The sequence below is a fragment of the Curvibacter sp. CHRR-16 genome (assembly GCF_018474005.1).
GTDB lineage: Bacteria > Pseudomonadota > Gammaproteobacteria > Burkholderiales > Burkholderiaceae_C > Allorhodoferax.
On record NZ_JAHCSH010000008.1, the window covers coordinates 65,602 to 77,500 of the forward strand.

At 60.5% G+C, this 11,899-nt stretch carries 14 protein-coding genes (1 of these 14 cut by a window edge); 7 read left to right on the forward strand and 7 right to left on the reverse strand.

Annotated features, from left to right (window positions below; genetic code table 11):
* Positions 1–67: 67 nt before the first annotated feature.
* From KIK84_RS15695 to KIK84_RS15720, 6 genes are all read right to left on the reverse strand, one after another.
* Positions 68–1,840, reverse strand: coding sequence for a putative bifunctional diguanylate cyclase/phosphodiesterase (locus tag KIK84_RS15695; RefSeq protein ID WP_214124064.1), 1,773 nt, complete (start codon positions 1,838–1,840; stop codon positions 68–70).
* Positions 1,837–2,292, reverse strand: coding sequence for a response regulator (locus KIK84_RS15700; protein ID WP_214124065.1), 456 nt, complete (start codon positions 2,290–2,292; stop codon positions 1,837–1,839). The genes KIK84_RS15695 and KIK84_RS15700 overlap by 4 nt, the downstream gene beginning before the upstream one ends.
* Positions 2,285–3,796, reverse strand: coding sequence for a sensor histidine kinase (locus KIK84_RS15705; protein WP_214124066.1), 1,512 nt, complete (start codon positions 3,794–3,796; stop codon positions 2,285–2,287). Before KIK84_RS15705 ends, KIK84_RS15700 begins: the two co-directional genes overlap by 8 nt.
* 133 nt (positions 3,797–3,929) lie before the next feature.
* Entirely contained in the window at positions 3,930–4,364 is a 435-nt protein-coding gene (locus KIK84_RS15710) for a DUF1841 family protein (protein ID WP_214124067.1), read from the reverse strand.
* A gap of 21 nt (positions 4,365–4,385) precedes the next feature.
* The gene (gene trmL / locus KIK84_RS15715; RefSeq protein WP_214124068.1) at positions 4,386–4,853 is read right to left on the reverse strand and encodes a tRNA (uridine(34)/cytosine(34)/5-carboxymethylaminomethyluridine(34)-2'-O)-methyltransferase TrmL; all 468 of its coding nucleotides are present in this window, start codon (positions 4,851–4,853) and stop codon (positions 4,386–4,388) included.
* A 16-nt stretch (positions 4,854–4,869) separates the two neighbouring features.
* Positions 4,870–5,640: a ComF family protein gene (locus KIK84_RS15720; RefSeq protein ID WP_214124069.1), complete on the reverse strand. Its 771-nt coding sequence runs from the start codon at positions 5,638–5,640 to the stop codon at positions 4,870–4,872.
* Between the two features lie 104 nt (positions 5,641–5,744).
* Between KIK84_RS15720 and KIK84_RS15725 the strand changes: the two genes are divergently transcribed.
* From KIK84_RS15725 to KIK84_RS15745, 5 genes are all read left to right on the forward strand, one after another.
* Positions 5,745–6,659 (forward strand): biotin synthase, encoded by a 915-nt coding sequence (locus KIK84_RS15725; protein ID WP_214124084.1) that lies wholly within the window; start codon positions 5,745–5,747, stop codon positions 6,657–6,659.
* A 30-nt stretch (positions 6,660–6,689) separates the two neighbouring features.
* Positions 6,690–6,995: a cytochrome c oxidase subunit II transmembrane domain-containing protein gene (locus tag KIK84_RS15730; RefSeq protein ID WP_214124070.1), complete on the forward strand. Its 306-nt coding sequence runs from the start codon at positions 6,690–6,692 to the stop codon at positions 6,993–6,995.
* A gap of 16 nt (positions 6,996–7,011) precedes the next feature.
* Positions 7,012–8,229 (forward strand): COX15/CtaA family protein, encoded by a 1,218-nt coding sequence (locus KIK84_RS15735; protein ID WP_214124071.1) that lies wholly within the window; start codon positions 7,012–7,014, stop codon positions 8,227–8,229.
* A gap of 56 nt (positions 8,230–8,285) precedes the next feature.
* The gene (cyoE, locus tag KIK84_RS15740) at positions 8,286–9,155 is read left to right on the forward strand and encodes a heme o synthase (protein WP_250208044.1); all 870 of its coding nucleotides are present in this window, start codon (positions 8,286–8,288) and stop codon (positions 9,153–9,155) included.
* Positions 9,156–9,217: 62 nt separating this feature from the next.
* Entirely contained in the window at positions 9,218–9,781 is a 564-nt protein-coding gene (locus tag KIK84_RS15745; RefSeq protein WP_250208035.1) for an SCO family protein, read from the forward strand.
* 14 nt (positions 9,782–9,795) lie between these two features.
* Here KIK84_RS15745 and rpoH read toward each other — a convergent pair whose 3' ends face one another.
* Positions 9,796–10,746, reverse strand: coding sequence for an RNA polymerase sigma factor RpoH (rpoH, locus tag KIK84_RS15750; RefSeq protein WP_214124074.1), 951 nt, complete (start codon positions 10,744–10,746; stop codon positions 9,796–9,798).
* A gap of 214 nt (positions 10,747–10,960) precedes the next feature.
* Here rpoH and KIK84_RS15755 point away from each other — a divergent pair, with 214 nt between their 5' ends.
* On the forward strand, positions 10,961–11,383 hold the full coding sequence (locus KIK84_RS15755; RefSeq protein ID WP_214124075.1) for a hypothetical protein: 423 nt from the start codon (positions 10,961–10,963) through the stop codon (positions 11,381–11,383).
* Between the two features lie 232 nt (positions 11,384–11,615).
* A protein-coding gene (locus KIK84_RS15760; protein WP_214124076.1) for a hypothetical protein crosses the window boundary here: on the forward strand, positions 11,616–11,899 show its 5' portion. It continues 79 nt past the right edge of the window; the window shows 284 of its 363 coding nt (coding positions 1–284); the start codon lies at positions 11,616–11,618; the stop codon falls past the right edge of the window.

Genomic DNA, 11,899 nt, shown 5'->3' on the forward strand with positions numbered 1-11,899 from the left:
GGTGGCAGGCCTTGGTTCCCAAGTGAAAACATGCCTGCCATTGTGCAGCCTTTGTGCGTTCAGGAGGTCAGTGCAAGCGTGGTGGCGTGTGGGCGGCAATCCACTCGTTCACCTTCTCTGGGGGCATAGGGCGGGCGAGACCATAGCCTTGGCCAAAGTGGCAGCCGCACTGCAGGAGCAGGTGGCGGCATTGCTCGTTTTCCACCCCTTCAGCCACCAAGCGTATGCCCAGCGCGTCGCAAAACACCACTAGTGAGCGTACCAACGATTGGTTGAAATCGCTGCCGCAGATATCCAAGATGTAGGACTTGTCCACCTTGATCTCGCTGACATGGAAGTCGCGCAAGTAGCTGAAGGAGGTAAAGCCCGCACCAAAATCGTCAATCGACAATGGGATGCCATTGGCGCTGAGCAATTCCACCACTTTTTGCGCTTGAATCGGGTTGCTGATGAGTGCTGTTTCGGTCAGTTCAAACACAAAGTTGTGCGGTGGAATATCGCTGGCTTTGATCGCGCCAATGAGCTCCTCCACAAACGCATGCTGCTCCAGCACCCGGGCTGAGACGTTGAGTGCAATTTGTGCATTGCCCAGCAAATGGCGCAAACGGTGCGCATGCTGCAAGGCCGCTTGCACGGTGGCGCGGGTGAACTCAAAAATGAGGGAGGTGTCCTCTATGGCCTCGATAAAGTTGGCGGTGCTGATGTTGGCATGCTGTGCCCGAGGCCAGCGCGCCAGCAATTCAAAGCCCAGCAATTGCTGCGTGTCCAAGTCCATCTTGGGTTGCCAGTGCCACTGAATGTGGCTGTTTTGCAAGGCCTGTTGGATGGCGCTAACCATGGCCCGCTTGTCGGGGAAGTTATTCGGTACGGCTGCATCGTTTGCGTACAGGCATACCTTGCTGATGCCGCGTTTGGCTTGGTACATGGCGTCGTCGGCATGTTTGATGAGCGCTGTCGATTCGCAGCCGTGCAAAGGACACAAAGCAATGCCGATGGAGCAGCCCAAGCTCAGCAACTCTTGCCCTATGGTCACGGGCTTGGCCAATGCGGCCAACAGTTTTTCGCCCAGTGCTTGCACGTCTTGGGCCGAATGCATACCCGGTAGTAGCACCGCGAATTCATCGCCCCCCAAGCGGGCGATGGTGTCGACTTCGCGCAGCGCGTTTTTCAGCCGATGTGCCGATTCCACCAGCACATGATCGCCTTGGGCATGGCCGTGCGCATCGTTGATTTGCTTGAAGCGATCCAAGTCCAGCATCATCACGGCAAAGGGGGCGGTATCGCGTCGGAAGGCGGCGCACTGCTGGTCGAGCCGATCAAAGAATAGGTGGCGGTTGGGCAAGTCCGTTAGCGGGTCATGCAAGCTGCGGTGTAGCAGTTTCTTTTCGGTTTCGCGCAGCAGCTTGTTTTGGGCTATCAGTCGCATGCCTTCGGAGATGGCTGCGGCCAACTTTTCTGCTGATAAATCGCCTTTGCTCAGGTAGTCATGGATGCCCAGTTTGATGGCGTTGGCCGCCGACTGCTCGGTGCCTGATCCGGTCACCGCCACCACACAGCACTCGTTGCCAACGGTTTGCCAAATCTCGGGCAACAGGTCGCGCCCGTCGCCGTCGTTGAGTTTGAAGTCCAAAAAGATGAAGGTGAACTGCAAATCCCCATCGTGCAGCATGGCAATGGCGTCTTGCTTGGATGCCGCTTCAGAGATGTGGATGTTGTCGTGGATGCGGCGCAGCATGCGCACCAAGCGCTCACGATCCACATCGTCATCGTCAATGAGCAGCGCCGCTATGGGCGGGTGCACGCAGTCGTGCTGTGGGTTGGCATTGGTGTTGCAGATCATGGCGCAGGCAAGTAGTTGGAGGTGGCGTACTTGTCCAAAAAGCTGGCCAACAAAGAAAACTGCGGTCCAACCGCGGACTTGACCATATAGCCCGCCACGTTTTCCTCGTAAGCGCGAGCGCGGTCGGCATCGCGGGAAGAGGTGGTCAGGATAAATATCACCGTTTGCTTGAGCTTGGGATCGGCGCGCACCACGTGCAAAAACTCAAACCCATCCATGCGTGGCATGTTCAGATCCAGTAGCACCAAGTAAGGGCCTTGTAGCTGCTTGTTTTCGTGCTCGCCACGGATGATGGACAGCGCCTCCAAGCCGTCGCAGGCGGTGACGGTGGTGCAGCCTATACCGTGTCTTTTGAAGCTGCGCAGTACCGATTCGGTGGCCACATCGTCGTCTTCGACCAGCAGCACGGAAAAATTGGTGGGGCTTGGGGGAGCAATAGAGGGGTTACTCATTGGGTACCTCCTTGGTCAGGATGCTGGGCCAATAAATGCGAAAACAGGCACCGCCCAACAGGGTGCTGCGTTCCAGTTTGATGTAGCCACCGTGGGCATTGACCATGCGACGGGTCACCGCCAAACCCACGCCATGCCCCTGTGCGGTGGAGTTGGCGCGATGAAACAGTTTGAAGATGCGTTCTTGCGCCCCGTCGGGTATGCCTGGCCCATCATCCTCTACTGAAAAAACCGCAAATCGCCCTTCGTCTGTGGCCTGTATGAGGATGCGGCCGTTGCCTTGGTGGTGGTGTTTGATGGCGTTGCCAATCAGGTTGCGCAAGCAGGTTACCAGCGGTGTGAGCGCACCTTGGTAGGTCTGCATGTGCACCTGGGTTTGCACGCTAAAGCTGGGTGGAATGACGCACTGTGTCAACGCCAGTTCAATCGCCTCAATCGGGTTGATCTCTTGGATCTTGGCCTCTTTGTTGCTGGCGCGGGCGTAGTGCAGCAAGTCATCGATCATTTGCTCACAACGGGCGATGCGGGTTTCGACGCGCTGAAAGTTGTTGGCCACATTGCCTTGGAGTAGTTCGGGGGGCAGGTCTTCCTTGATCCAGGTGAGCAAATCGGCGATACCACGCAGCGGTGAGCGCAGGTCGTGCGAGGCCACGTAGGTGAACTCTTCCAGTTGCGCGTTGGTTTGGCGCAGGGCATCTTCGGCACGTTTGCGCACCGACACGTCGGCTATTGCGGCCATGAGCTGGCGCTTTTGGCCAAACTGCACGGCAGCCAGCGCAATTTCGACTGGGAATTCCGTACCACTGCTGTGCAGGGCCATCAGGTCGCGCCCCGTGCCCATCATGCGGGTTTGGGGGGCTGCGGCGTAGGCACGCAGGTATTGGCTATGCCCGTGGCGAAAACGCTCGGGCAGCAACACCTCCAGCGGCTGGCCTATGAGCGAGCCTGGGCTGTAACCAAACTGTTGCTCTAGCAAGGTGTTGGTTTGCGTGATGGTGCCTTGTTCATCCACCAGCACAATGCCCTGGGGGAAGGCGGCAAACAATTCTTGCAGCTGCAGCGCCATTTGCTGCTGGCGGGTCAAGTCGGTCAGGTAGGCGATAGCGCAGGCATGCCCATCGACCATGATCGGGGCCAGTGCGATGTCCACGGCAATGGGTTCACCGCTGTGGTGTTGGGCGTAGAGTGCATTGCCACTGCCCATGTTGCGCTGGCGCGGGTGGGCAAAAAAGTCTTGCATCCAGCCTGCGTGGTGGGGCCGTGTGCTGCGGGGCAGCAGCATGTCCAGTGCTTGGTCGTGCAAGGCTTGTGCGCTGTAGCCCAGCAGGCGCTGTACAGCGGCGTTGGAAAACACAATCCGCCCGGTGGCTTGCGCCACCACCAGCACGCCCACGGGGCTGCCACCCAGCGTGGCCGCAATGCCATGCATGGTTGCCCTGACGTCTGATGACCGGCCCGTGGCCAAGCCATCACCCTCTCCCTGATCCCCACACAGTTGCTGCATATCCGCTCCTGATGCTGTGGCTCTGTTTTTTTGGGTTTATCAGAGCATGTTTGCACGTTTGCGAGCGTTGTGGGGTACGTTATTGAAAGTAATGGTTAACGGATGCAATCGCTGGCGGGCAGCGACGCTGTACCTAATCGCGCGTGGCGTGGCGCTGCACGCAGCCGACGTAGCTGTCGCCATCCGGGGCTTTGCCGCTGGACTGGGCTTCCCACAGCATGCGGCCTAGGCACTCCATGGCGGCGTGGTGGGCGTCGTGCAGCGAGTTGCGTTTGTGTGTGAGCAGTTCCACCGATTGGCGGATGCCGCGCGGCTGGTCTATGGAGCACTGCTCGCTGATGGACAGGTGCATGGACAGGTGCAAGAACGGGTTCATGCGCTGCGGATCGACCTCGTGCATGCGCTTGAGTGCTTCATCCACATCGGCCAGATCGGCGTGGTATTCGGGGTGCTCGGCAATCCACTGCGAGGCCAGTACCTCGATGGCCTCCATGGCTTCGTTGCGCTGGCTTTTGGCGTACACGCTGCAAAAGAAGCGGCGCACATCGGCTTGGGTGGGGTTGAACATGGGGAGGGTCTTTCGTGGAGGCTACAGGGAGGCAAAGCCGTTTTGGCGCCAGGCTTCGTACACGGTCACGGCCACGGCGTTGGAGAGGTTCAGGCTGCGCTGGCCCTCGCGCATGGGCAGGCGCAGGCACTGCTCGGGCGCGAACTGGGCGCGCACGTGGGGGGGGAGTCCCTTGGATTCGGAGCCAAACACCAGCCAGTCGCCGGGGGCAAAGGCGGTGTTGTAGGGGTTGTGCTGGCCGCGGGTGGTGAGCGTAAAGAGGCGCTGTGGCGCGGGTTGGGCGCGGGCCAAGAAGTCGGCCCAGTCGGCATAGCGCTGCACGCTGGCGTATTCGTGGTAATCCAGCCCGGCGCGGCGCATGTGCTTGTCGTCCATGCTAAAGCCCAGTGGCTCTACGAGGTGCAGGCTGCAGCCGGTGTTGGCGGCTAGGCGGATGATGTTGCCCGTGTTGGGCGGTATCTCGGGTTCGACCAGAACGATATGAAACATGCCGCTATTGTCGTTGCTACACCGGTGTGCGTGCCACCACCAGCACCGTGATGTGCGCTACCCCAGCTTGGCGCAGCGCTTGGGCGGCGGCTTCGCAGGTGGCTCCCGTGGTCATGATGTCGTCCACCAGCACCACGGCCTGACCCTGTAATTGGGGTTGGTGCAGTGGATCTACCGCAAACGCCCCCACCAAATTGATGAGCCGTTGCTCGCGGCCCAAGCTGTGCTGTAAGGCCGTGGCGTGCGGGCGCAGCAGCATGCGTGGGCGGTGGCGCAAGGCGGGCAAGCGCCGCGCCAGTTGTGCGGCCAGCAGGGCCGATTGGTCGTAGCCGCGTTCGCGCAGCCGCTCGTCGGACAGCGGCACCGCCACCGCCCACGGGTGCTGGGTCTGCAGCATGCCCCAGTGCGGGCTGTTGTGCAGGGTGTGGGCCAAGCGCTGGCCCCAGTAAGAAGCCCAGCCCGTGTGCTGCTCAAACTTGAAGGCTTGCAGCGCCCGTGACCAGGGCGCTGCATAAGGCAGGGCGGCCAGAGCCGTGTCCCACGCTGGCAGCGGCTGGTGCGCGCAGTGTCGGCAGCGCTGCGGCGTGGCCGGATCCAAGGGGGTGGCCGGTCCATCCAGCGGCATGGCGCACAGGAGGCAGCGTGGCGTGGGTGGTGCAAAGCGCTGCAGGCAGTCGTGGCACACCCGCTGGCTGGGCCATGCGTGGCAAAACTGGCATTGGCTGGGCAGGTGATCCGTCCACAGGGATGACCCGTGGGGCAAGACCTTGGCTAAGCGCTGGAACATGCGGGCCAATATACTCGCCGCCCATGCCTGAGCAAGCCCCTCCCTCCCCACAAGCATCTGCCGCGCCTGCGGTGGAGCCGACCGCCTCCAGCGTTTCTGGCGCGGTGGGCCACGCCCTGCCGCCCACCATCGACGCAGTGGCGGCGCAGCGCTGGGCTGGGCGGGCGGTGCCGCAGTCCGCGCAGTCGCCTTGGCTGCACGAGGAGATAGCGCGCCGCATGGCGCAGCGCTTGCCCATCATCGTCAAGCCGCCGCAAAGCTGGCTGGACTGGGAACCGCTAAACGGCGGGTTGCAAGGCCACGAGCTGGTGCGCCAGCAGTATCCAGATGCACAGTGTTTTGGGCTGCTAGAGCACGCCCATCAAGCTGGTGTAGCTATCAAAACCATAGCAAAGCCGTGGTGGACGGTGCAGCGTTGGCGTCAGTCGCCGGTGCAGTGGTTGGCTGCGGGCCAAGCCTTGGCCCAGCCGGTGCAGATGGTGTGGGCCAATATGGCATTGCACGCTGCGGCCAACCCGCAGGCCTTGCTGCAGCGCTGGTATGACAGCTTGCAGGTGGATGGGTTTGTCATGTTCTCGTGCTTGGGGCCAGATACCTTGCGCGAACTGCGCAACCTGTATGCGCAAGCTGGCTTCGGGCCCATGGGCCACGAACTGACCGACATGCACGACTGGGGCGACATGCTGGTGCACACCGGTTTTGCCGAGCCGGTGATGGACATGGAGCGCATCACCCTGAGCTATTCCAGCCCGCAAGCGTTGCTACAAGAGCTGCGCACGCTGGGGCGCAACCTGCACGTGGGCCGCTTCACGGGCCTGCGCACGCCGCGCTGGCGGCAGTTGTTGTACAGCCGCATGCAGCAGGCGCTGGTGCCCGCAGGGCAAGATCGCCTGACCATCACCTTCGAGGTGGTGTATGGCCACGCCTACAAGCCCAAACCCCGTCTGGCGGTGCAGGAACAAACGGCGATTAGCCTTGAGCAGATGAGGGCCATGCTGGGCCACAAAGCCCCCCGGTAAAATACGGGTCTTTCTCTGCCGGCTCTGGCCATGTCCTCCATTCCTTTTTTGAGCGCTTCGCCCAGCGCTGCCGCTGGCACTGTCCAGAGTGCAGCCTCTGGCGACCTGCGCGCCGTGCTGTTTTTGGGCTGCATTGCGCTGTTTTTATTGGTGTTTGTTTTCATGCTGGGTGCTTTGTGGCACCACCGGCTGGGGGTGCTGCGCCAAGGCGGGCGGCCGTTTCATGCGTCGGCACTGGTGGAACTGGTGTGGTCGCTCATTCCCATAGCCATTGTGGTGGCCATGGCGTGGCCTGCAGTGCGGGTGGTGTGGTCGCGCCTAGTGGCGCAGGCCTGAGCGCAAGGACGAATGCATGGACAGCACAAGCAATTTTGTAGCAGCATGGCAGTTTGACTGGGCACCAGTTCTGAGCCTGCTCGTGGTCGGGGCGCTGGTGGCGCTGCTGCCGCTGTGGTGGGTGTTGCGCCAAGGGGGGGATGCGCAACAGCGCCTGCGGGCACTGGGCTGGCTGGTGCTGGCTTTGACGTTTGATTTGGTGCTGGTGGGCGCTTTCACCCGTTTGACCGATAGCGGCCTTGGCTGCCCAGACTGGCCCGGTTGCTATGGCCACAGCAGCCCGGTGGGCGCAGCCCAAGCCATTGCCGATGCGCATGCCGCCATGCCGCATGGCCCGGTTTCGCCTGCCAAGGCATGGATTGAGATGACCCACCGCTACCTGGCCATGGCCGTGGGGGCCTTGTTGCTGGTGCAGGCGGGGTTGGCGCTGCACAGTTGGTGGCAGGGACGCACGCGCCGCTTTGGCCCGCAGGGGGAGCGGCAGTTCCCGTGGCTGCCTGTGCTGCTGGTGCTGTGGGTGTTGGTGCAGGGCTTGTTTGGCGCGCTCACTGTCACCATGAAACTGTTTCCCGCCATCGTCACCTTGCATTTGCTGGGGGCGTATGGGCTGCTGCTCATGCAAACCACATGGTTGGGGCGCTGGCAGCCTGCCGCGCAAATGGCTGCTTATATGGAAACGCAGTTGAGTGGTTGGTCGCACAGCGCCCTGAGCGAGCGTTTTACCCAAAAGGTCGATGGCCAGACGCTGGCCGTGCGCGCATTCAGTTGGTTGGCGGTGGTGTGGGTGCTGGTGCAAGCGGCCTCTGGCGCGTGGGTGAGTACCAACTACGCCGTGCTGGCATGCACTACCTTTCCGCATTGTGAGGGGCTGCAGTGGTCTGGCCCGCACTGGGCGCAGGCGGTGCAGTGGTGGCGTCCGTTGGGATTGCTGGCCGATGGTGGCGTGTTGCCGTTTGCGGCGCTGCAGGCTATTCACATGACGCACCGGGTGTTGGCCTTGGTCACGGTGTTGCTGTTGCTGTTGGTGTTGTGGTGCTGGTGGCGTTTGGCAGGCTGGGCCCGGCCTGTGCGCTGGCTGGCCGCCGTGCTGCTGTTGCAGGTGCTCACGGGCATAAGCAATGTGGTGCTGCAGTGGCCGCTGCTGGGGGCCATGGCGCACACTGGTGGCGCGGGTGCTTTGCTGGTGCTGCTGGCTTGGGGTGCCCAAGTGTTGAACAAAGGTAATGCAGAGTGAATGAGATGAGTAGCCCCAAGGCCGTGCAGGTGGAGCCAAGCCGTGTGCAGGCATGCATGGCGCTGGCGCGCCAGTACCACGCGCTCACCAAGCCGCGGGTGATCCAGTTGATTGTGTTTTGTGCGGGCATTGGCATGGCCTTGGCTATACCGGGTTGGCCCAGTGTGGCGCAGTGGGCCACTTTGGCGGCGGCCTGCGTGGGTATTTATGCCGTGGCCGGCGCTGCAGCGGCGGTGAACTGCCTGATTGAGAAGAACATCGACGCCAAAATGCGCCGCACCGCATGGCGTCCCACGGCGCGTGGTGAGTTGAGTGATTGGCAAGCGCTGGGCTTTGCCACCTCGCTGTGCGCGGTGGGGGCCTTGGTGCTGTGGTTGTGGGTCAATCCACTGACCATGGGGCTGACGTTGGCCACGTTTGTGGGCTACGCGCTGGTGTACACGGTGGGCCTCAAGCCGTTGACGCCGCAGAACATCGTCATTGGCGGTGCCTCGGGGGCTATGCCGCCGGTGCTGGGCTGGGCGGCCATGACCAACCAGTTGGGGCCGGAGGCCTGGTTGCTCAGTCTCATTATCTTCGTCTGGACGCCGCCGCATTTTTGGGCACTTTCGCTCTACCGGGTGGAGGACTACCGCCAGTCCGGCTTGCCCATGTTGCCAGTAACGCATGGCAATGTGTTCACGCGCTGGCACATCTTTTTGTACACGCTGGTTTTGCTGGCTGTGTGCATGCTGCCCTTTGTCTATGGCATGAGTTCGTGGCTGTATGCCGTTGTGGCGTTGGGGGTGTGCGGCGGCTTTTGCCACTACGCTTACCGCTTGCTGCGCCAGTATTCGGACGAGTTGGCGCGTGCCACGTTCCGTTTTTCGCTCATTCACCTGAGCGTGTTGTTTGCAGCGTTGTTGCTGGACCATTACCTGCTGTGAGGGCTTGCGCTATGGGGGGTGTGAATCGCCGTTTTGCTATCAAATCTGTAGCTGCTTTGGCAATGCCCATAAGCTCTGCAAGCCTTTTTTCTGCATGTTCGCAGCGCCCGGCCTTCCATTCCATCGACATCAGTGGCGCTAAGTACGCACAAGATTTTGCGTTGACTGACCACAATGGACAGTTGCGCCACTTGGCTGAGTTCAAGGGCAAGGTGGTGGTGCTCTTTTTTGGCTACACGCAGTGCCCCGATGTCTGCCCCACTTCCATGGCCGAGCTGGCCGAAATCAAGCAGCAGCTGGGGGCCGATGGCGATAAGCTGCAGGGCTTGTTTGTGACGCTAGACCCCGAGCGCGACAGGCCTGACATGCTCAAAGCCTATATGGGTAACTTCGATTCCAGCTTTTTGGCGCTGTACACGAGTGTGGACAAGTTGCCTGCGCTGGCGCAGGACTTTCGCATCTACTACAAGAAAGTACCGGGTAAGACGCCCACCAGCTACACCTTAGATCACACGGCAGGTAGCTATGTCTACGACCCAAGTGGCAAGCTGCGCCTGATGTCGCGCTACGGCACAGGCGCCCAACCCTTGCTGGAGGATGTAAAGCTGTTGCTGCAAGGGGTGTAAAAAAGCCCGGCCCTTTAAGCGTAGGCCGCTAGCTGGGTACGCATTTTTTTCATCGCAGCCACTTCGATTTGGCGAATGCGCTCAGCGCTTACGCCGTATTCAGCGGCCAGTTCGTGCAGGGTCATGCCGCCTGAGCTGTCGTCGTTGACCTTGAGCCAGCGCTCTTCCACGATGCGGCGGCTGCGCGCATCCAAGCTGTCCAGCGCGGCGCTGATGCCGTCGGTCAGCAGGTAGTCGCGCTGCTGGGCTTCCAGCATGGCAGTAGGCTCGTGGCGGGTGTCGCTCAGGTAGGCGATGGGCGCGCTGTAACTGCTGTCGTCCTCGCTGGGGCTGGGATCCAGCAGTACGTCGCCGCCAGCCATGCGGGTTTCCATTTCCAGCACTTCTTCGGGTTTAACGCCCAGTTCTTGCGCCATATGTGCCACTTGGGTGCTGCTCATGCTGTCGCGTGCGCTATCGGCATCGCTCATTGCATCGTCGCTTTGGTAGCGTTGCTTCATGGAGCGCAGATTGAAAAAGAGCTTGCGCTGCGCTTTGGTGGTTGCCACCTTCACCATGCGCCAGTTGCGCAGGATGTATTCGTGAATTTCCGATTTGATCCAGTGCATGGCGTAGCTCACCAAGCGCACGCCTTGGTCAGGATCGAAGCGTTTGACGGCTTTCATCAGCCCGATGTTGCCCTCTTGGATCAGGTCGGCATGGGGAAGGCCGTAGCCCAAGTACTGGCGGCTGATGGAGATGACCAGTCGCAGGTGGGACATGACCAGCTTTCCGGCGGCTTCCAAGTCGTTGTTTTGTTGAAAGCGGCGGGCGTAATCTTGCTCTTCCTCGGGGGTGAGCATGGGCATGTTGTTGGCAGCGCGGATGTAGGCATCCAAGTTGCCCAGCGAGGGCGCGACAGCCCAAGCGCTGTTCGCACTGATAGGGGCGATTTGCATAGCAGAGGTGGTTGTGAGAGCGGTCATGGGGTGACTCCTTTCTCGGTTAACAACAATATTAGCACTCTTGCGTGATGAGTGCTAATCATCGATTCAAACCTTAGAAAGCATGTGGAATGTGCCAACTGACAGGGTGCTCAAAGCGCTGAATTGGCGGCTCTTGGTCGCTCTTTTTGTGCTTTAGTTTTGGGAGTGGCTGCCTACCATCAATGCACTGGCAATGGATTCTTTGGAGATGGATATGGCTGCGATCTCGGCAGTGGGCTCTACCGGTGCGGCGGCTCCGGTGGCAAGTAAGACGATGGACAAAACCGCCCCGGTGGCAGCCAAGGCGGCAGATGCCCCAGCTGCGCCTGTGGACAAAGCGTCGATCAGTGATGAAAGCCGTGCCAAATTGGCCGAAGAGGCTGCTGCGCCTGCCGACTTGGGCGATGCCGATGCATCCAGTGCTGTTGCGACGGATGTCGCCCCCGAGTCGCAAACTGGCGCAACCGCATCTGCCACCACACCGCCGGACGCTACCTCTGCGTCAGCCAAAGATGCATCGGTGGGGGATAAAGCCAAAAAGTTGTACGAAGACGTGGCTGATTCGGTGAAGTCGGCTGCGCACAAGGCTGCTTCATGGGTAACGGGTGGGGATAAAACCCCTGCCAAGGGAGTTTGAAATGCGCCGTAATCCATATTTGTCTCTCAAGCTTCTGGGGGTTGGTCTTGTGCTTCAAGGGTGTTCCGCCACAGGGCCGTTTGGTACTTTTTATACGGTGCAAGCGATCAAGGCATCTGGTACAGCTGCTGCGGTGAGTTTGCAGGGCATGCCAGGCGAGGCAAAAGATACTGTGTACCACGCTCGCCAACCGATTTCAGAGGTGTGTATTCAGTACAACCCACAGGTTCAAATGGTTGATATCGTGCCCGCCCTCCAGTTGGCTTTGCGTGCCAACCAAATCGAAAGTCGGGTGTATGAAGAGGGTGCGGTGGTGGGTAACAAGTGTCCCTACTGGTTGCGCTACAACGCCCAAGTGGCCTGGGATAAGCCCCCGTTTTCTGAAAAGTTCCAAACTTATGTCAGTGCAGCAGGTTTGACCTTGCAAAGTGACAGTGGGCAAGTGCTGGCAAGTAGCAACTACGCGGCGGAGGGTTATTACGGCATGAGCAAGTGGGCATCAACCCACGACAAACT

Bases quoted from the DNA above. Each gene is read 5' to 3' on its own strand.
- KIK84_RS15695 (WP_214124064.1), bottom strand. From the start codon at position 1,840: ATGATCTGCAACACCAATGCCAACCCACAGCACGACTGCGTGCACCCG.
- KIK84_RS15700 (WP_214124065.1), bottom strand. From the start codon at position 2,292: ATGAGTAACCCCTCTATTGCTCCCCCAAGCCCCACCAATTTTTCCGTG.
- KIK84_RS15705 (WP_214124066.1), bottom strand. From the start codon at position 3,796: ATGCAGCAACTGTGTGGGGATCAGGGAGAGGGTGATGGCTTGGCCACG.
- KIK84_RS15710 (WP_214124067.1), bottom strand. From the start codon at position 4,364: ATGTTCAACCCCACCCAAGCCGATGTGCGCCGCTTCTTTTGCAGCGTG.
- trmL (WP_214124068.1), bottom strand. From the start codon at position 4,853: ATGTTTCATATCGTTCTGGTCGAACCCGAGATACCGCCCAACACGGGC.
- KIK84_RS15720 (WP_214124069.1), bottom strand. From the start codon at position 5,640: ATGTTCCAGCGCTTAGCCAAGGTCTTGCCCCACGGGTCATCCCTGTGG.
- KIK84_RS15730 (WP_214124070.1), top strand. From the start codon at position 6,690: ATGTCCTCCATTCCTTTTTTGAGCGCTTCGCCCAGCGCTGCCGCTGGC.
- KIK84_RS15735 (WP_214124071.1), top strand. From the start codon at position 7,012: ATGGACAGCACAAGCAATTTTGTAGCAGCATGGCAGTTTGACTGGGCA.
- cyoE (WP_250208044.1), top strand. From the start codon at position 8,286: ATGGCGCTGGCGCGCCAGTACCACGCGCTCACCAAGCCGCGGGTGATC.
- KIK84_RS15745 (WP_250208035.1), top strand. From the start codon at position 9,218: ATGCCCATAAGCTCTGCAAGCCTTTTTTCTGCATGTTCGCAGCGCCCG.
- rpoH (WP_214124074.1), bottom strand. From the start codon at position 10,746: ATGACCGCTCTCACAACCACCTCTGCTATGCAAATCGCCCCTATCAGT.
- KIK84_RS15755 (WP_214124075.1), top strand. From the start codon at position 10,961: ATGGCTGCGATCTCGGCAGTGGGCTCTACCGGTGCGGCGGCTCCGGTG.